The sequence below is a fragment of the Rhodococcus sp. 2H158 genome, assembly GCF_053764755.1.
The window spans coordinates 80248-99005 of record NZ_JBSNCE010000018.1 but is presented as its reverse complement, the minus strand read 5'-3'; the positions used below and the strand labels follow the sequence as shown (position 1 = coordinate 99005).

The 18758-nt window shown below is 71.3% G+C and carries 13 protein-coding genes; 9 read left to right on the top strand and 4 right to left on the bottom strand.

Annotated elements, in window-relative coordinates; all coding sequences use genetic code 11:
- Positions 1-184 precede the first annotated feature (184 nt).
- Together ACWPOB_RS18610 and acpS are read left to right on the top strand one after the other, a co-directional pair.
- Positions 185-9439, top strand: coding sequence for a fatty acid synthase subunit beta domain-containing protein (locus ACWPOB_RS18610; protein WP_455401742.1), 9255 nt, complete (start codon positions 185-187; stop codon positions 9437-9439).
- A 40-nt stretch (positions 9440-9479) separates the two neighbouring features.
- Positions 9480-9881 (top strand): holo-ACP synthase AcpS, encoded by a 402-nt coding sequence (acpS, locus tag ACWPOB_RS18605; protein WP_100055654.1) that lies wholly within the window; start codon positions 9480-9482, stop codon positions 9879-9881.
- Positions 9882-9903: 22 nt separating this feature from the next.
- Here the strand turns inward: acpS and ACWPOB_RS18600 are convergent, their stop codons facing one another.
- On the bottom strand, positions 9904-10674 hold the full coding sequence (locus ACWPOB_RS18600) for a TetR/AcrR family transcriptional regulator (RefSeq protein ID WP_455401754.1): 771 nt from the start codon (positions 10672-10674) through the stop codon (positions 9904-9906).
- A gap of 135 nt (positions 10675-10809) precedes the next feature.
- Positions 10810-11685, bottom strand: a complete 876-nt coding sequence (locus ACWPOB_RS18595) for a cyclopropane mycolic acid synthase family methyltransferase (RefSeq protein ID WP_165037169.1) — start codon at positions 11683-11685, stop codon at positions 10810-10812.
- A gap of 184 nt (positions 11686-11869) precedes the next feature.
- On the opposite strand from ACWPOB_RS18595, the gene ACWPOB_RS18590 reads away from it, so the two are divergent.
- Positions 11870-13204, top strand: a complete 1335-nt coding sequence (locus ACWPOB_RS18590; RefSeq protein ID WP_455401753.1) for a M20/M25/M40 family metallo-hydrolase — start codon at positions 11870-11872, stop codon at positions 13202-13204.
- Between the two features lie 8 nt (positions 13205-13212).
- Here ACWPOB_RS18590 and bcp read toward each other — a convergent pair whose 3' ends face one another.
- Positions 13213-13689 (bottom strand): thioredoxin-dependent thiol peroxidase, encoded by a 477-nt coding sequence (gene bcp, locus ACWPOB_RS18585; RefSeq protein ID WP_006937563.1) that lies wholly within the window; start codon positions 13687-13689, stop codon positions 13213-13215.
- A 74-nt stretch (positions 13690-13763) separates the two neighbouring features.
- Between bcp and ACWPOB_RS18580 the strand changes: the two genes are divergently transcribed.
- From ACWPOB_RS18580 to ACWPOB_RS18570, 3 genes are all read left to right on the top strand, one after another.
- Positions 13764-13985 (top strand): DUF3618 domain-containing protein, encoded by a 222-nt coding sequence (locus tag ACWPOB_RS18580; protein ID WP_455401741.1) that lies wholly within the window; start codon positions 13764-13766, stop codon positions 13983-13985.
- 174 nt (positions 13986-14159) lie between these two features.
- Entirely contained in the window at positions 14160-14927 is a 768-nt protein-coding gene (locus ACWPOB_RS18575; protein WP_455401740.1) for a L,D-transpeptidase, read from the top strand.
- Positions 14928-14955: 28 nt separating this feature from the next.
- On the top strand, positions 14956-15690 hold the full coding sequence (locus ACWPOB_RS18570; RefSeq protein ID WP_455401739.1) for a dienelactone hydrolase family protein: 735 nt from the start codon (positions 14956-14958) through the stop codon (positions 15688-15690).
- Here the strand turns inward: ACWPOB_RS18570 and ACWPOB_RS18565 are convergent.
- Positions 15683-16519 (bottom strand): mycofactocin-coupled SDR family oxidoreductase, encoded by an 837-nt coding sequence (locus tag ACWPOB_RS18565; protein ID WP_455401738.1) that lies wholly within the window; start codon positions 16517-16519, stop codon positions 15683-15685. The two genes, ACWPOB_RS18570 and ACWPOB_RS18565, sit on opposite strands and share 8 nt — an antisense overlap.
- 248 nt (positions 16520-16767) lie before the next feature.
- On the opposite strand from ACWPOB_RS18565, the gene ACWPOB_RS18560 reads away from it, so the two are divergent.
- Genes ACWPOB_RS18560 through ACWPOB_RS18550 form a run of 3 tightly spaced genes read left to right on the top strand, consistent with a single transcriptional unit; the run spans position 16768 to position 18707 of the window.
- On the top strand, positions 16768-17424 hold the full coding sequence (locus tag ACWPOB_RS18560; RefSeq protein WP_455401737.1) for a TetR/AcrR family transcriptional regulator: 657 nt from the start codon (positions 16768-16770) through the stop codon (positions 17422-17424).
- Positions 17425-17430: 6 nt separating this feature from the next.
- Positions 17431-18138, top strand: coding sequence for a hemerythrin domain-containing protein (locus ACWPOB_RS18555; protein WP_455401736.1), 708 nt, complete (start codon positions 17431-17433; stop codon positions 18136-18138).
- On the top strand, positions 18138-18707 hold the full coding sequence (locus ACWPOB_RS18550; RefSeq protein ID WP_455401735.1) for an SRPBCC family protein: 570 nt from the start codon (positions 18138-18140) through the stop codon (positions 18705-18707). The genes ACWPOB_RS18555 and ACWPOB_RS18550 overlap by 1 nt, the downstream gene beginning before the upstream one ends.
- The last annotated feature ends 51 nt before the right edge of the window (positions 18708-18758 follow it).

The window sequence follows — 18758 nt, the reverse complement described above, 5'->3', positions numbered from 1 at the left end:
AGTGATCTCACGCGCCCCTTCGGGGGAGGTAACCCGCGCGGAACAAAACATGAGGAACCCCTCATGATTTTGTGTCACTCTTGGGTAGCCCGAACGAGCAGATCAGAGCCCATCAGAACGCCAACGGCGGCGCGGGCGGCCACGAGACCACGCCCTTGCGGTGTTCAGGAGAGGAACTACACGCGTGACGATCGACGAGACCACACCAGCCGACAACGGACGGAACTCGAAGGCATCACGACGCGCCAGTGACCGGGGCAACGCCCCCGCTTCCCGTAAGGGCGCGCTGGTCGACAAGCTCCTCGCCGGGGAGCCTTACGCACTCGCCTTCGGTGGCCAGGGCGCTCCCTGGCTCAGCTCCCTCGAAGAACTCAGCCGCGACAACGGGCTCGAGCCGGTCCTGACGGAACTGGTCAACGAGGCCACCGCGCTCCTCGCGCCCGTCGCGCACGACCTCGTCGTCGTGCGCCCGAGCGGCTTCGACCCCATCGCCTGGATGCTCGAGCAGGAGGTCGCCGACGAGGACGAGACGCCCGTCTCCGGCCCCTCCGAGTCCACGCTGACTTCCGCCGCGGTCTCGCTGCCCGGCGTGTTCCTGACCCAGGTGGCCGCGCTGCGCGCGCTGGCGAACCAGGGCCTCGACGTGACCGCCCAGGCCCCGGCCGCCGTGATCGGCCACTCGCAGGGCGTGCTGGCCGTCGCGGCCACCGAGGCCGCCGGCGCCAAGGACGGGCAGATCCTCGCGATCGCCCAGCTCATCGGTGCCGCCGCCACCCTCGTCGGCCGTCGCCGCGGCATCATCGCCGGCGCCGAGCGCTTCCCGATGCTCGCCGTCGCGAACGTCGACCCCGAGCGCCTGCGCGCCGTCGTCGCCGAGGTCTTCGCCGACCAGGACCCGCAGCGTTCCGCGGTCGTCGCCATCCGCAACGCCCGCCGCCGCGTCGTGCTGTCCGGCCCGCCGGCCGCTCTGGCTCGCGTGCAGCAGCGCTGCGAGGAGATCTCCGCCGCGGAGACCCGCGAGCGTGAGGCGAAGAAGCGCGGCGGTGCCGTGTTCGCCCCGACCTTCGAGCCGGTCTCCGCCGAGATCGGTTTCCACCACCCCGCTCTCGCCGACGCGGTCGAGCAGGTCGCCGACTGGGCCGCCCGCTGCGGCCTGGACGCGGACCTCGCCCGCTCGCTGGCGCAGGAAGTGCTCGTCGACCCGGTCGACTGGGTCGCCCTCGTCGACGACGCCGTCGCGGCCGGCGCCTCGTGGATCCTGGACATGGGTCCCGGTGAGCTGCTGACCCGTATGACCAGCTCGGGCCTGCGTGGCCAGGGTGTGGGCATCATCGCCGCCGCCACCCGCGGTGGTCAGCGCAACCTGCTGACCCCGGGCGCGGAGCCCGAGGTGCCGCAGCCGTGGTCCGCGTTCGCGCCGAAGCCGGTCACCCTGCCCGATGGCCGCCAGGGCGTCGAGACGGCATTCACGCGCCTGACCGGCCGCTCCCCGATCCTGCTGGCCGGCATGACGCCGACCACCGTCGATCCGAAAATCGTCGCCGCGGCAGCCAACGCCGGCCACTGGGCCGAGCTCGCCGGCGGCGGCCAGGTCACCGAGCAGATCTTCGCCGACCACGTCGAGGAGCTGAAGGGGCTGCTCGAGCCGGGCCGCGCCGTGCAGTTCAACTCGATGTTCCTCGACCCGTACCTGTGGAAGCTGCACGTGGGTGGCAAGCGGCTGGTGCCGCGGGCCCGCGCCGCGGGCGCGCCGTTCGACGGCGTGGTCGTCACCGCCGGCATCCCCGAGCTCGAGGAAGCCGTCTCGATCATCGAGGAGCTGACCGAGGCCGGCATCAGCTATGTCGCCTTCAAGCCGGGCACCGTGGCGCAGATCCGCTCGGTGATCCGCATCGCGAACGAGGTGCCGAACTACCCGGTCATCGTCCACATCGAGGGCGGCCGCGCCGGTGGCCACCACTCGTGGGAGGACCTCGACGATCTGCTGCTCGCCACCTACGCCGAGCTGCGCACCCGCTCCAACCTGGTGCTGTGCGTCGGCGGTGGCATCGGCACCCCCGAGCGGGCCGCCGACTACCTGACCGGCCGCTGGTCCACCGCCCACGGCTTCCCGGCGATGCCGCTCGACGGCATCCTCGTCGGCACCGCGGCGATGGCGACGCTCGAGGCGACCACGTCGCCCGAGGTCAAGCAGATGCTCGTCGAGACCCCCGGCACCCCCGACTGGGTCGGGGCCGGCACCGCCTCCGGCGGCATGGCCTCCGGCCGTAGCCAGCTGGGCGCGGACATCCACGAGATCGACAACGCGGCGTCCCGCACGGGCCGCCTGCTCGACGAGGTCGCGGGCGACGCCGAGGCCGTGGCCGCGCGCCGCGACGAGATCATCGCCGCGCTCGACGTCACCGCGAAGCCGTACTTCGGCGACGTCGCCGAGATGACCTACGGGCAGTGGCTCGCGCGCTACCTGGAGCTGGCCGTCGGCTCGCAGGAGGTGGCCGACGCGGCCGAGAGCCCGTGGATCGACGTCACCTGGCGTGCCCGCTTCCACGAGATGCTGCAGCGCGCCGAGTCCCGCCTGCACCCGGCCGACCGTGGCCCGATCCCGACGCTGTTCGCCGACGACGCGGCCCTCGACCGGCCGTACGCGGCGCTGGCCGCGCTGACCGAGCAGTTCCCGGACGCCGACTCGGTGGTCCTGCACCCGGCCGACGTTCCGTTCTTCGTCACGCTGTGCCGCACCCCGGGCAAGCCGGTGAACTTCGTGCCGGTCGTCGACCAGGACGTGCGTCGCTGGTGGCGGTCCGACTCCCTGTGGCAGGCCCACGATCCGCGCTACAGCGCCGATCAGGTCTGCATCATCCCGGGCACCGTCGCCGTCGCGGGCATCACCCGCGCCGACGAGCCCGTCGGTGAGCTGCTCGACCGCTTCGAGAAGGCCGCCGTCGACGAGCTGATCGCGGCCGGCGTCGAGCCGGTGCAGATCGCGGCCCGCCGCCACCAGGACCTCGCGGCCGGCCTGCTCGACGCCGTGCTGTCGGCTCCGGACGTCAACTGGGCCGGCCGGCAGACCGTCAACCCGGTGCACCGCCTCGGCGACCTGGACGAGTGGTCCGTCGAGTCCGACACCGCCGCCGTGCACGGCGCGACGGGCGCGACGCTGAGCGTTCTCGACGCCGAGCACGTGGGCCTGACGGTGCCGCTCGCCGGCGACAAGACCGTCGAGATCCGCCTCACGGTGCCCGCCACCGTGCACACCGGTGGCGCCCCGGTCGTCACCGCGGACGACGCGTCGGCGTCCATGTCGGCGCTGCTCGGTGTCGCCGCGGGGCAGGAGCTGCCCGCGGTGAAGAAGGGCGCGGCCCGCATCACCCTCGGCTGGCTGCCGGAGAAGATCGCCGACCACGCCGGTGTCACCGGTTCGGGACTGCCGCTGAACCTGACCCCGAGCGGCCACGGTGTGCCCGACGTCCTGGTCGGCGCGTGCTGGCCGGCGGTGTTCGCCGCGCTCGGCGCCGCGCAGACCGACGACAGCCTGTCGGTGATCGAGGGCATGCTCGACCTGGTCCACCTCGACCACGCCGTCGACGTGAAGGACGGTCTGCCGACCGAGCCGTCGATCCTGGGCGTCAAGGCCGAGGCACAGGACGTGGCCGACACCGACCTCGGCCGGGTCGTCGAGGTGCACGTCGAGATCACCGCCGACAACGGCAACGGCTCGGGTGACACCACGGTCGCCACCCTGATCGAGCGGTTCGCGATCCGCGGCCGCACCGGCAAGGCCGAGCTGGCCGATCCGGTCCGCGCCGGCGGTGCCGTGAGCGAGGACGCGGTGGAGACCCCGCGTCGCCGCCGCCGCGACGCCGTGATCGTCGCCCCGATCGACATGAGCGCCTTCGCGCGGGTGTCGGGCGACCACAACCCGATCCACACCTCGGACAACGCCGCCCTCCTGGCCGGCCTGGGCACCCCGATCGTGCACGGCATGTGGCTGTCCGCCGCCGCCCAGCAGGTCGTCACCGCCCTCGAGGCCGACGCCAAGCTGCCGGCCCGCCGCCTGACGGCGTGGACCGCCCGGTTCCTCGGCATGGTGCGTCCCGGTGCGCAGATCGACGTGCGCGTCGACCGCATCGCTACCGACCGTGGCGCCGAGATCGTCGAGGTGAGCTGCCGCGTGGACGGCGACCTGGTGATGGTCGCCACCGGCCGCACCGCCGCCCCGCGCACGGTGTACGCGTTCCCGGGCCAGGGCATCCAGCGGCCCGGCATGGGCCTGGACGCCCGCGCCCGCTCGAAGGCCGCCCGGGAGATCTGGGATCGCGCCGACAAGCACACCCGCAAGGCCCTGGGCTTCTCCATCCTTGCCGTGGTGCGTGACAACCCGACCGTGCTCAAGGCCCGTGGCGTCACCCACAAGCACCCGGACGGCGTGCTGCACCTGACCCAGTTCACCCAGGCCGCGATGGCGACCCTGGGTGTCGCCCAGATCGCGGAACTGCGTGAGGCCGGTGCCTTCGTCGAGGGCGCGCTCTTGGCCGGCCACTCGGTGGGCGAGTACAACGCGCTCGCCGCGGTCGCCGGGGTGCTGCCGCTCGAGGCGGTGCTCGAGGTGGTGTTCAGCCGCGGGTCGGCGATGCACGCCCTCGTGCCGCGCGACGAGCAGGGCCGTTCGAACTACCGCATGGCCGCGATCCGGCCGTCGCAGTTCGGTGTCGCCGACGCCGATCTCGAGGCGTTCGTCGCCGGGGTCGCCGAGGAGACCGGCGAATTCCTGCAGATCGTCAACCTGAACCTGCGCGGCTCGCAGTACGCGATCGCCGGTACGGTCGCCGGGCTCGAGGCCCTCGAGTCCGTGATCGAGCGCAAGGTCGCCGAGTTCGGGGGCAAGCGTGCGTTCATCCTGGTCCCGGGCATCGACGTGCCGTTCCACTCGACCGTCCTGCGCGGCGGCGTGGACGACTTCCGGCAGCGCCTGCTGAACCTGCTGCCCGAGCAGATCGATCCCGACATCCTCATCGGGCGCTACGTCCCGAACCTGGTGCCCAAGCCGTTCAACCTGGGCCGGGAGTTCGTCCAGGAGATCGCGGACCTGGTGCCGTCCGAGCCGCTGGCCGAGGTCCTCGCGGACTTCGACACCTGGGCGGCCGACCCCTCGAAGCTGTGCCGTGTGGTGCTCGCCGAGCTCCTCGCGTGGCAGTTCGCGTCCCCGGTCCGGTGGATCGAGACGCAGGATCTGCTGTTCGCCGACGAGGCCGACGGTGGCCTGGGTGTCGAGCGGTTCGTCGAGGTCGGCCTCGGTGCCGCCCCGACGGTGGCGAACCTGGCGTCGCAGACGCTGAAGCTGCCGGGCCGCTTCGGGCAGCCGGTCGAGGTGCTCAACATCGAGCGCGAGGCCTCGGTCGTGTACTCCACGGACGTCGATCCGGCGCCGGTGGAGGACGACGAGCCGGCCTCGGCCGAGGCTTCCTCGGCCGCTCCGGCCGCGGCCGCCGCTCCGGCCGCCGCGCCCGCCGCTCCCGCGGGTGGCCCGCGTCCGGACGACATCGCGTTCAAGGCCGCCGAGGCCACGAAGGTGCTCATCGCCCTGTGGACGAAGCTGCGCCCGGATCAGATCGGTCCCGCCGACACGATCGAGGCGCTGTGCGACGGCGTGTCCTCGCGACGTAACCAGCTGCTCGTCGACCTCGGCTCGGAGCTGTCGCTCGGTGCCATCGACGGTGCGGCCGACGCCGACATGGGCGCGCTTGCCGGCACGGTCGATCGCCTGGCCCGCACCTACCGGCCCTTCGGTCCGGTGCTGTCGGACTCGATCAACGACCACCTGCGCAAGGTGTTCGGTCCGTCGGGCAAGCGTCCCGCCTACGTCGCCGACCGGGTCACCAAGGTGTGGGGTCTCGGCGAGGGCTGGGCGTCGCACGTGACCGCGGAGGTCGCGCTCGGCAGCCGGGACGGTTCGTCCGTCCGCGGCGGTGCGCTCGGCGGCCTCTCCGACGGCGCGCTGTCCGACGGTGCCGCCGTCGACAAGCTGATCGACGCGGCCGTGCAGTCGGTCGCCGGCCGCCGCGGCGTCGCGGTGTCGATGCCGTCCGCCGGTGGCGGTGGCGGTGCAACCGTCGACGCTGCCGCGCTCGGCGAGTTCGCCGAGGGCATCACCGGCTCGAACGGTGTGCTCGCCAAGACCGCCCGCCTGATCCTGTCCGAGCTGGGCCTGGCCGACGCGGCCTCGGACCTCGCGGACAAGGCGGACACCGAGCTGGTCGACCTGGTCTCGGCGGAGCTCGGCTCCGACTGGCCGCGGCTGGTCGCACCGGCGTTCGACGCCCGCAAGGCCGTGCTGATCGACGACCGGTGGGCGACGGCCCGCGAGGACCTGGCCCGCATCTGGCTCGGTGCCGAGATCGGCGCGGAGCGGTTCGCCGGTGCGGGTGCCACGGTCGCCGCGCACGCCACGTTCTGGGCGGGCAAGGCCACCGAGGCCGGCCGCACGGAGCTCGCGCAGGTCTTCGACGCCGTCGCGACGGCCGCCCGGCAGACCGGCGACGCCGAGTACGCGGGCGAGGTCGCCGTGGTCACCGGCGCCAGCAAGGGCGGGATCGCGGCCGCGGTCGCGGCGAAGCTGCTCGCCGGCGGCGCCACGGTCGTGGTCACCACGTCGAGCCTGAACGACAGCCGCCTCGGCTTCTACAAGGAGCTGTATGCGCGCAGCGCACGCTCCGGTGCGGCGCTGTGGGTGGTCCCGGCCAACATGGCGTCCTACGCCGACGTCGACGCCCTGGTGACGTGGCTCGGCACCGATACCGTGGAGACCGCGGGCGGCGCCAAGAAGCTGATCAAGGAGGCCTTGACCCCGACGCTGCTGTTCCCGTTCGCCGCGCCGCGCGTGTCCGGGTCGATGGCCGACGCCGGTGCCCGCGCCGAGATGGAGATGCGGGTCCTGCTGTGGTCGGTGGAGCGCCTGATCGCGGGTCTGGCCGACATCGGCTCCGACCGCGACGTGGACACCCACCTGCACGTCGTGCTGCCGGGTTCGCCGAACCGCGGCAAGTTCGGTGGCGACGGCGCCTACGGCGAGGCGAAGGCCGCGCTCGACGCGATCGTCAACCGCTGGCACGCCGAGCGCACCTGGGCCGAGCGGGTCACCCTCGCCCACGCCCTGATCGGGTGGGTGCGCGGCACCGGCCTGATGGGCGGCAACGATCCGCTGGTGGAGGCCGCCGAGGCCGCCGGTGTGCGGACCTGGTCGACCGACGAGATGGCCGTCGAGCTGCTGAAGCTCGTCACCGCCGGCTCCAAGGAGGCCGCCGCGGTCGAGCCGCTGGTGGCGGACCTGACCGGGGGCCTGTCGGAGGCCGACATCGACCTGCCGGCCCTGGCCAAGCAGGCGCAGGAGGAGGCCGAGGCCGCGAAGGACGGCGCCGCGGAGCCCGATCACGCGACGATCGCGGCGCTGCCCGCGCCGCCGCGCCTGGACGCGACGCTGCCGGCACCGGAGTGGAACACGCTCGACGTCGACCCCGCCGACCTGGTGGTCATCGTCGGCGCCGGCGAGCTCGGCCCCTACGGGTCGGCCCGTACCCGCTTCGAGATGGAGGTCGACGAGGAGCTGTCGGCCGCCGGTGTGCTCGAGCTGGCGTGGGCCACCGGCCTGGTGGCGTGGGAGAACGATCCCAAGCCGGGCTGGTACGACGCGGAGACCGGCGAGCTGGTGCCCGAGGCGGAGATCGCCGACCGGTACCACGACGCGGTGGTGGAGCGCTGCGGCATCCGCCGCTACGCCGACGACGGCGCGATGGTCGACAACGCGGCGCCGCTGCTGACCTCGGTGTTCCTGGACAAGGACCTGTCGTTCGTGGTGGGTTCCGAGGCCGAGGCCCGCGCGTTCGTCGACGCCGACCCGGAGAACACCGTCGCGCACTCGGTTCCGGACAGCGGTGACTGGACCGTCACCCGCAAGGCCGGCACCGAGATCCGGGTGCCCCGCAAGATGAACCTGACCCGCACGGTCGGCGGCCAGATCCCGACCGGGTTCGACGTCACCAAGTGGGGCATCCCCGCCGACATGGCCGAGTCCGTGGACCGGGTGGGCCTGTGGAACATCGTGACCACGGTCGACGCGTTCCTCTCCAGCGGTTTCACCCCGTCGGAGCTGATGCGCTGGGTGCACCCCTCGTACGTGGCGAACACCCAGGGCACCGGCATGGGCGGCATGACCTCGATGCGGTCGCTGTACATCGACACGCTGCTCGGCGAGTCCCGCGCGAACGACATCCTGCAGGAGGCCCTGCCGAACGTCATCGCCGCGCACGTGGTGCAGTCGTACGTCGGTGGCTACGGCGCGATGGTGCATCCGGTGGCGGCGTGCGCGACGGCCGCGGTGTCGGTCGAGGAGGGCGTTGACAAGATCAAGCTGGGCAAGGCGCAGCTGGTCGTCGCCGGCGGCTTCGACGACCTCGGCATCGAGGGCATCGTCGGGTTCGGTGACATGTCGGCCACCGCGAAGTCGGACGACATGACGGCCAAGGGCATCAGCGATCGCCGGTTCTCCCGGGCCAACGATCGCCGGCGCGGCGGGTTCGTCGAGTCCGCCGGTGGCGGCACGGTCCTGCTCGCCCGCGGCGACCTGGCGCTGGAGATGGGCCTGCCCGTCCTCGGTGTGGTCGCGTGGGCCGGGTCCTTCGCCGACGGCGTGCACACCTCGATCCCGGCTCCGGGCATCGGTGCCCTCGGCGCGGGTCGCGGCGGGCTCGAGTCGGGCCTGGCGCGGGAGCTGCGCAAGCTCGGTGTCACCGCCGACGACATCGCGGTGATCTCCAAGCACGACACCTCCACGGCGGCCAACGACCCGAACGAGGCGGAGCTGCACGAGCGTCTGGCCGGGTCGCTGGGCCGCAGCGAGGGCGCGCCGATGTTCGTGGTGTCGCAGAAGTCGCTGACCGGTCACGCCAAGGGCGGCGCGGCGGCGTTCCAGCTGATCGGCCTGTGCCAGGTCCTCAGCCAGGGCGTCATCCCGCCGAACCGCAGCCTGGACTGTGTCGACGACAAGATGGCCGAGTTCGAGCACCTGGTGTGGGCGCGCACCCCGCTCCGCTTCGGCGAGCGGTACGCGCTCAAGGCCGGTCTGCTGACCAGCCTCGGGTTCGGCCACGTGTCGGGGCTGATCGCGGTGGTCCACCCGCAGGCGTTCGTCGAGGCGATCCCGGCGGAGCGCCGGGAGGCCTACGTGGAGCAGGCTCAGGCCCGCGCCGTCGCCGGTAAGCGCCGCCTCGCGGAGGCGATGACCGGGGGTGCGGCCCTGTACCAGCGGCCCGCCGACCGCCGCTTCGGCGGGGACTCGGTGCCGGCCAAGGCGGCGCGCCAGCTCGAGGCCGACGTGCTGCTCTCGCCGGAGGCACGACTGGGCGACGGCGACGTGTACCGTTCGGGTCTGCCCGGCTGCAAGTAGCCGTCGGCCGCACGGTCACAGAGAGCGGGTCACGGGACGGATGGGAGTTGCGGGGATCGGGTTCGACCTGGTCACGGTGTCGGAGTTCGAGGAACAGCTGGGCCGGGCAGGCACGGTGATGCTCTCGAACTTCACCCCGGGCGAGCGTCGCGACGCGAACACCCGCAGCTCCCGTCCGGGCCGGCACTTCGCCGCCCGGTGGGCGGCGAAGGAGGCGCTGATCAAGGCGTGGTCGGCGTCGCTGTTCGGCAGCCCACCGGTGCTGCCGGAGACCGTGCACCGGCAGATCGAGGTGGTCTCCGACGCGTGGGGCCGACCCGGGATCCGGTTGCACGGCGACGTCGCCGAGCACCTGACCGGGGTGCGGATCCATGTTTCGCTCACCCACGACGGAGACATGGCCGGCGCGTTCGTTGTGCTCGAGGACGATCCGCAGGCGTAGGAGTCTGCGGGAGAATTCCGCTTCAGGCGGGGGAGGCGTGCGTCTCCTCCGCCTGACGCGTTTCCACCTGGCCGTCGTTCTCCGGGACCGGCCGCTCGGTCTCCTCCGCCCGGGCGGCCTCACGGCGCCTGCGCCGCTTGGCGCTGGTGCGCGACTCCTTCTCCGCCACCATCAGATACGCACCCATCAGCCGCTTGAGTTCGACGACCGCGTCGGCGTGGCTCTGGTCGTCCTGCACGGAGAAGTTCAGCATCGAGTAGACGACGTGCACGAGCACCTCGGCCATCAGCGTGCGACGCTCGCGCGGGGTGTCGGGCATGAGCGGAGCCAGCATCCGCGCGATCTGCTCGGCGAACTCCTTCTCGTGGATCGCGCCGGTCGCCCGGGTCGACGGGGTGGACTGCATCGCGAGCCACACCTCCCGCCGCGAGGGGTCCGACATCCACAGCCCGGCGAGATGGTCGACGAAGGCGTTGAGGAACCGCAGCCAGTCCACGGAGGGGATGACGCCGTCGAACTTGGCGAGCTCGTCCTGCACACCCACCAGGTCCTGCCGGTTCAGTTCACACACGATGACGTACTTGTTGGCGAAGAACTGGTAGAGGGTTCCGATGGGGACATCGGCACGGGCAGCCACCTCTTCGCAGGTGAACGACTCGAAGCCGACCTCGGTGAGCAGTTCGCGGGACGCGGCGAGCAGCGCGTCGAACTTGCGCCGGCTGCGCTCCTGCGTCGGGCGACGGCGCGGCACCAGTTCCTGGGGCGCCGCCTGGACCTCCAGCGCCGGATCGATACGGCGTGGGGTGCGGCCGCGCTTCGTTGCAGACTCCACGCGCCCAGGCTAACCGGAGGTTGTCCGAATTCCGAACTTTTAGCTGTGAGGGCGAGTCTCAGCTAACACCGCCGGTGGCGCCGCGGTCGCCGGCGCTCACTTGACGAGAGTGAACTGCATGACGTCGATGTGGCCCGTGCGGAAGTGTTCGGCGGAACCGTTCAGGTACTTCATGAAGCGCTCGTACATCTCCTCCGACGACAGGGCGACCGCCTCGTCCCGGCGGGCCGACAGTGCCGCGGCCCAGTGTTCGAGGGTGCGGACGTAGTGCGGCGCCAGGGCCTGGATGCGTTCGACCCGGAACCCCGCCCGCTCCGCGCCGTCGACCACCGTCTCCGGCTGCGGCAACTGCCCGCCGGGGAAGATCTCGCGCTTGATGAAGATGTGGAACAGCGCGTTCTCCCGGGTCACCGGGATTCCCCGCTCGCGCAGTGTCGCGAGGCGGTGCCCCACGATGGTGTGCAGCAGCATCCGGCCGTCCGGGGGCAGCATGTCGTGGCACTTGGTGAAGAACCGGTCGTAGCGTTCGCTCCGGAAGTGCTCGAACGCGCCGATGCTCACGATGCGGTCCACCCGCCCGTCGAACTCCTCCCAGCCCTGCAGCCGCACGTCCACGGTGCGGGGGCCAGGCAGCCGCGCGGCGAGGTCGCGGACGTGCTCGTACTGGTTGCGGCTGAGCGTGAGCCCGATCGTGTTCACGTCGTAGTGCGTGGCGGCGCGCAGCATCGTCGAGCCCCAGCCGCATCCGACGTCGAGCAGTGTCATGCCCGGGTGCAGGTCGCATTTGCCGAGCGACAGATCGACCTTCGCGGCCTGGGCCTGCTCGAGCGTCATGTCGTCCCGCTCGAAATACGCGCAGCTGTAGGTCATCGACGGGTCGAGGAACAGCGTGAAGAACTCGTCCGAGAGGTCGTAGTGGGACTGGACCTGCCGATAGAACGGCGTGAGCGCGCTCTGCGGGCTGGGTGGCATCGCTGTGCCTTCCGTTCGAGGGCCGTCCGGCCCCGCTTCCTGGACCGTTCCGCCCGATGGCAACCTCGATATCGCGGAATCTACGCCGGACGCGGCCGCTGCGAGCATGCTTCGATCTCGAGGGGCGGTACCCGTAGCGAAAACGAGACACGACGATCGGGGAGGCGCGGTGGACGTCGCGGACATGCGGGAGCGGGTGCGCCGGCTGATGCCGCGGGCGCGCAGGGACCTCGGGGAACTGGTTGCGTTCCGGTCGGTGGCCGATCCGCGGCTGTTCCCGGCCGAGGAGTGCGTCGCTGCCGCTCGATGGGTGCGCGACGCGTTCGCCGCGGTCGGCGTCGACAACACCGAGCTGATCGAGACGTCGGACGGCTCGCTCGCGGTGCTCGGGCACACGCCGGCCCCGGCGGGAGCGCCGACCGTGCTCCTCTACAGCCACTACGACGTGCAGCCCCCGGGCGACGAATCGCTCTGGCACACTCCGCCGTTCACGCTCACCGAACGCGACGGCCGCTGGTACGGGCGCGGCGCCGCGGACTGCAAGGGCAATCTCGTGATGCACCTGCTCGCGCTGCGCGCCCTGCGGGAGCGGGGACCGCTTCCCGTCGGGATCCGGATCGTCGGCGACGGCTCGGAGGAAACCGGCGGCGGCGGGCTCGAGAACCTGGCGCGCGAACGGCCCGACCTGTTCGCCGCCGACCTGGTGCTCGTCGCGGACTGCGGCAACGCCGAGGTGGGACGGCCGACCCTCACGACGTCGCTGCGCGGCCTGGCGAACGTCGTCGTCCACGTCGAAGCTCTGGCGGGGGAGATCCACTCGGGCCAGTTCGGCGGCGCAGCCCCCGACGCGCTCGCCGCACTGGTGCGCCTGCTGTCGAGCCTGCGCGACGAGGCCGGCGGCACCGTGATCGACGGGCTCGACACCACCGGAATCTGGAGCGGCGAACCCTATCCCGAGGAGGTGTTCCGCGCCGACGCCGGTGTGCTCGACGGGGTCTCACTGCTGTCGGCCGGGTCCGTGGCCGACGCCGTGTGGGCGCGTCCCGCGCTGACGATCCTCGGCATCGACGCCCCGCCGGTGGTGGGGTCGGCGGCGGCGATCGTGCCCCGCGCGTCGGCCCGGCTGAACCTCCGCGTCCCGCCGGGGATGGATCCGGCCACCGCTCAGGACGCCCTCGTCGCCCACCTGCACGCCCACGCCCCGTGGAACGTGCGGGTGCGGGTCGACCGGGAAGGCGTGAGCGAACCGTTCCGGGCCGCGATCGACGGACCGGGATACGCCGCGCTGCGCAGCGCGCTCGCCGCCGTCTACGGACGCGAGGTCGGCACGGTCGGGCAGGGCGGATCGATCCCGCTGTGCACGGTGCTGCAGCAGGTGCTGCCGGACGCGGAGATCGCGCTGCTCGGCGTGGAGGAGCCGAGCGCCCGGATCCACGGGCCCGACGAGAGCGTCGACCCGTCCGAGCTCGAGCACATGGCCGTCGCGGAGGCGCTGGTGCTCGCCTCTCTCACGCGGTGAGCCGGCGCTCAGACCGACAGGTCGCGGCGCAGCTTCGCGACGTGCCCGGTGGCGCGCACGTTGTACTGCGCAACCTCGATCCGGCCGTCCTCGTCGACGACGAACGTCGAACGGATCACTCCGGTGACGGTCTTGCCGTACATCTTCTTCTCGCCGAACGCCCCCCACGCCGTGAGCGTGGTCTTGTCCGGATCCGACAGCAGCGGAAACGTCAGCTGCTCGGCGTCCCGGAACTTCGCGAGCTTGGCCGGCTTGTCGGGGGAGATGCCCACGACGGCGAGCCCGGCGCCGTTCAGGTCGGCGAGGCTGTCGCGGAAGTCGCAGGCCTGCTTGGTGCATCCGGGGGTGCTCGCGGCGGGGTAGAAGTACACGATCACCTTGCGTCCGCGGTAGTCCGACAGCGACACCTCGTTGCCGTCCGCGTCGGGGAGGGTGAACTCGGGAGCCGTATCGCCGGGAGCGAGCCTGCTGCTGTTTTCCGTCACCTCCGAGAGGGTAACGGACCCGTGCGTCCACTACCGTGGTCGCAGCACAGTGCAGCGACCAACTGGAGGATCACGTGGGTAGGGACACCGAGGCCATCGAACGGGACATCGAGAACGCCCGCAACCAGCTTGCGAGCACCCTCGACGAATTGAGTGTGCGCGCCAGCCCGAAGAACGTGATGGCCCATACCAAGCAGACCGTGATGGTCAAGGTGAACCAGCCCAACGTCAAGTACGCGCTCGCGGCGGTCGGTGTCGTCATCGGCGCCCTGGTGCTGCGCAAGCTGCTGCGCTGACGGCCGATCCGAAGGGCACCGTCGTCCGGCTCGCCGGACCGCGGTGCCCTTCGTCGTTTCCCGGCGGCGTGGTCGTGCCCGCCGGGGAGTGACCAAGGACCCGTTCCGAGTTCGATCTTGGCGTGGTTGACTGGTAGCGAGCCAACCGCGCCATCTTCGAGGGGGCTGACGGCCATGCCGAACGCACAGCGGGTTGCACGACTTCTTCTCGTCTCGATCCTGACCGCCATGGCCCTTCTCGGTTCGGGGGCTGCGGCCGCGGCGGGAACCCTCGGCGGCGCCCCGCCGACCAGGCTGCCCGCGTCGGCGCTCGAGCCGGCGAACGGCGCGGTGGTGGGGGTGGGACACCCCGTGACCGTCCGGTTCGGCGCACCGGTCGGTGACCGCGCCGCCGCCGAACGTGCCGTCGAGATCACCACGTCGAAGCCCGTGAGCGGCCGCTTCGCATGGCTCGACGACCGCCGCGTGCAGTGGGTTCCCGACCACCTCTGGCCGGGGCACACCACCGTGACCGTCGCCGTGGCCGGGGCGCGCACCGAGTTCCAGGTCGGCGACGAGTTCGTCGCCGTCGCGAACCGGTCGACGCACCAGTTCACCGTCATCCTCAACGGCGAGGTGGTGCGGACGATGCCGGCGTCGATGGGCAAGCCCGGCTACGAGACCCCGATCGGCACGTTCTCGGTTCTCGAGAAGTTCCGCGACCTCGTCATGGACTCGTCCACCTACGGCGTCCCGATCGACTCGCCGGAGGGCTACCGCCTCGACACCGAGTACGCCGTGCGGCTCACGTGGGGTGGCATCTTCGTGCACGCGGCGCCGTGGTCGGTGGACTCGCAGGGCAACGCGAACGTGAGCCACGGCTGCATCAACCTGAGCACCGAGAACGCGCAGTGGTACTTCGACCGGGTGAAGATCGGCGACCCGGTGATCGTGGAGGGCTGACCGGCAGGAGGGATACACCGTGACGGACGTGACCATCCCCACGGAGCGCGGGCCGATGCCCGCCCACCTCGCCACGCCCGCAGGCTCCGGTCCGTGGCCCGGGGTCGTCGTGATCCACGACGCGCTGGGCATGAGCCGCGACATCCGCGCGCAGGCCGACTGGCTCGCCGGCGAGGGCTTCCTCGCCGTCGCGCCGGACCTGTTCCACGGGTCCAGGCGGTCCACCTGCCTGTTCTCCCTCTTCCGGGGCTGGGTGCCCCGCGGCGACCTGGACGCCGCGCGGAACTGGCTCGCGGACCGGCGGGACTGCACGGGCCGCATCGGCGTGATCGGGTTCTGCATGGGCGGCGGCTTCGCCCTCGCCGTCGCGTCCGACCACGACTTCGCCGCGGCGAGCGTCAACTACGGCGGCCTCACGAAGGAAGTCGAGCGCGCCCTGCCGCGGGCGTGTCCGATCGTCGGCAGTTTCGGGACGAAGGACCGATGGCCCGGCGTGCGCCAGGTGCCCGACCGGCTCGAACCGGTACTGACGGCCGCGAACATCGACCACGACATCGAGCGATACCCGAACGTGGGGCACGGTTTCATGAACGACCACGACCCCGGCGACCTGTCGATCGTGGACAGGACCATCGCCAAGGTCGTGGCCGCCCGCTACGACGAGCCGGCCACCTGCGACGCGCGCGCCCGCATCGCCGCCTTCTTCCGCAGGCACCTCGGCGACCCCACGCGCGCCAGCGACGGGCCCGGGACGGCTACTTGATCACCGCGCCTGCGTCGATCGGCAATTGCACGCCGGTGACGTAGCGACCCGCGTCGCTGACCAGGAACAGGATCGCGTTGCTGATGTCGACCGGTTCGACCCATTCGATCGGCAGGGCGTTCATGGTCTTGAACGACTCGGCCGCTTCCTCGCGGGTGATCTCCGACGGCTTCTTGTCCGGCAGGAAGACCGAGTAGGTCTGCTCGTTGTGGATCATGTCTGTGTTCACCGAGGTCGGATGCACCGAGTTCACGCGGATCATGTGGGGGGCGAGCTCGTTGGCGAGTGTCTTCGTCAACCCCACCACTCCGTGCTTGGCGGCGACGTAATGGGCAAGGTTTGCCAGGCCCTTGATGCCGGCGGTGGAACTGGTGAGCACGATCGCGCCGCCGCCGTCGTTGGCCTTCAGGTGCGGCACGGCTGCCCGCACCGTCTTGAACACCCCCGTGAGATTGATATCGATCATGTCGTCCCACATCTCGTCCGTCAGGTCCTCGACCGGCGCGAAGCTGGCGATGCCGGCGTTCGCGAGGACGATGTCGAGCCGGCCGAGCTGCGCGACGCCCTCGTCGACCGCCGACTTCAGGGCGGCGCTGTCGCGGACGTCGGCCTGGCTGGCGATGATCCGCCGGTCCAGCGCCTCGACCTGCCGGACGGTCTCGGCGAGGTCGTCGGCCGTCGCGAGTGGGTATCCCACCGTGTCGACCTGGGCGCAGAGGTCGACGGCGATGATGTCGGCCCCCTCCTGGGCCAGCCGGACGGCGTGACTGCGGCCCTGTCCGCGTGCGGCACCGGTGATGAACGCGACCTTGCCCTCGAGCTGACCCATGGCGACACTCCTTCGACGGTCGATGTGATCTGCATCCGAGGCTAGAGGGGTTCGCTGGTGGTCGGACCGAAATCGCAAGGCGGATCGGCATACTCGGCGTCCGGTCCGGTCGTGGAGATCATTCCCGGTGGCAACGGACGCCGAGCGCCCCGGTGCGGGAGGGGTCTCGGATCGGTGCGGGCAGCGTGCACGAAAAATTTGGTCTGAAGCTACTTGTATTGAAAACGGAACGGTTCTACCGTGGGAGTATGAGCGCAGAAGCGCGCGAAGTGGGCTCGGTGGAGCAGAAGCCGCGGCGGTACGACTCGACCCTTCGCCGGCGCCAGGCCGAGCAGAACCGGCGGGCCGTCCTCGACGCCGCCACCACCCTGTTCTCCGAGGGTGGGTGGTCGGTCGCGGTCCGAGACGTCGCGCGCTCGGCGGGCACATCGGTCGAAACGGTGTATGCCCACTTCGGTTCCAAGGCGGGACTCCTCATGCAGGTGCTGGACGTCGCCGTTGTCGGGGACGACGAACGGGTGGCGCTGATGGACCGGCCGGAGTTCGCCGCCCTGTCGCAGGGCGCCCCTCGGGATCGGGCCGCCGCGGCAGCCGCCCTGGTGACTGGCATCAACCGACGAACCGTCGGCCTACAGCGCACCCTGCGCGCGGCAGCCGTCGTGGAGCCGGACCTCGCGACATGGCTGGAACAGGCACGGGGGCGCCAGCGCCTGAACGTGCGGGTCGGCGGTGCGATGATGGCCGGCCGCGAACTGAGCCCAGTCGAGGCCGAGGGGCTGTGGGCCGTGCTCAGCATGGAGGTGTACGAGCTGTTGACCGGCAGCACCGGCTGGAGCCCTGATCAGTACGAGAACTGGCTTACCGGAGCCATCATCCGGCTCCTGGGCCTGGAGAGTGGAAGGTGATGGGCCATGACTACCGACCATGGACCCGCAGACACACGCAGCATGGGAATAGTGCACAGCGCACTTCGCCGTGACCTGGAACGCACCCGGATCGTGCTCACCACCGAGCCGTACCCGGCCCCTCGGCGTCGACGCGCACTGGCGGAGCACGTGTTGTGGATGATGCGCTTCCTGCACATCCACCACACCGGCGAGGATGTCGGGCTGTGGCCCTTGATGCGGGTGAAGAACCCCGCAGCCGGCGCCCTGCTGGACCAGATGGACGCCGACCACCAGCGGATCGCACCGGCGATCACCATCCTGGAGGACGCAGCGCGGGCCTACCGCGATGACGCGAACGCTCGGCAAGCGCTGCTCGAAGCGCTGGCCGGGCTCACCGACGTGCTCCTTCCCCATCTGCGGCGTGAGGAGCTGGAGATGATGCCGGTCGTGGCCGTGACGCTCACCACGGCCGAGTACCGCGACGTGGAACAGGAGTATTTCGTCAGGCCCAAGAGCTTCCTGGAACTCGGCGCGGAGGCACACTGGGTCATCGACGGGCTCGGCGAGGACGACCGTGAGGTGATCGTGCACGTGGTCCCGGCCGTGCCGCGCTTCATCCTGCTGCACGGCTTCGCACGCACCTACCGGCGCAAGTCCAGCCTGCTGTGGGGCCACGGGCCCGCAGCCGCGCTGCCGTCGCTCAACCTTGCGCTTCTCGAGGGGCGATCCTGATGGGCACCTTGGCGCGGTACGGCAGGACCGAAACCGTAAGTCGCGCCCCCGCGGAGGCGGTGTGGCAGATCATCACCGACGTGACCCGGGTCGGTGAGTGGAGTCACGAATGCCGGGAAGCGCGCCTGCTCGGAAACGGCCGAGCTGCAGCCCCGGGAATCCGGTTCCGGGGCAGGAACCGCTCCGGCGGCCTCCGGTGGAGCCGGTCGTGTGTATTCACCGTTGTGGAGCCGCCACGGACGCTGGCGTGGAGGACAACGGGTCTCCTGGGCCGGGCGGACAGTACCGAATGGCGCATCGACCTCGAACCCGTCCCCGGAGGCACCAAGATCGTTCAGACCTACCGTGTGCTCCACGTAGCACCGGGCCTGGACCGGGTCTACTGGCGGCTGGTCAAGGCGCACCGAGACCGGCGCGCGGCACTGGAAGGCGACCTCCGCCGACTCGCCGAACTGGCGGCGGTCGAAGCCGAGTCGCACACGCCGGCGATGCGCCCGCCTCGCGAGGGAAACGCTGTGTCCGACGGTTCCCTCGGCCGCAGTACGGCACGTCGCCGGTACTCGGCGTAGTCCGGGCGGCCCCGCGGATGCGCGGCCGGTGTTCGAGGCCGCGTCGAAGGC

Coding starts and splice junctions, on each gene's coding strand:
- ACWPOB_RS18550 (WP_455401735.1), top strand. CDS start 18,138: ATGGGCACCTTGGCGCGGTACGGCAGGACCGAAACCGTAAGTCGCGCC.
- ACWPOB_RS18565 (WP_455401738.1), bottom strand. CDS start 16,519: ATGGGTCAGCTCGAGGGCAAGGTCGCGTTCATCACCGGTGCCGCACGC.
- ACWPOB_RS18555 (WP_455401736.1), top strand. CDS start 17,431: ATGACTACCGACCATGGACCCGCAGACACACGCAGCATGGGAATAGTG.
- ACWPOB_RS18575 (WP_455401740.1), top strand. CDS start 14,160: ATGCCGAACGCACAGCGGGTTGCACGACTTCTTCTCGTCTCGATCCTG.
- ACWPOB_RS18595 (WP_165037169.1), bottom strand. CDS start 11,685: ATGCCACCCAGCCCGCAGAGCGCGCTCACGCCGTTCTATCGGCAGGTC.
- ACWPOB_RS18560 (WP_455401737.1), top strand. CDS start 16,768: ATGAGCGCAGAAGCGCGCGAAGTGGGCTCGGTGGAGCAGAAGCCGCGG.
- acpS (WP_100055654.1), top strand. CDS start 9,480: ATGGGAGTTGCGGGGATCGGGTTCGACCTGGTCACGGTGTCGGAGTTC.
- ACWPOB_RS18590 (WP_455401753.1), top strand. CDS start 11,870: ATGCGGGAGCGGGTGCGCCGGCTGATGCCGCGGGCGCGCAGGGACCTC.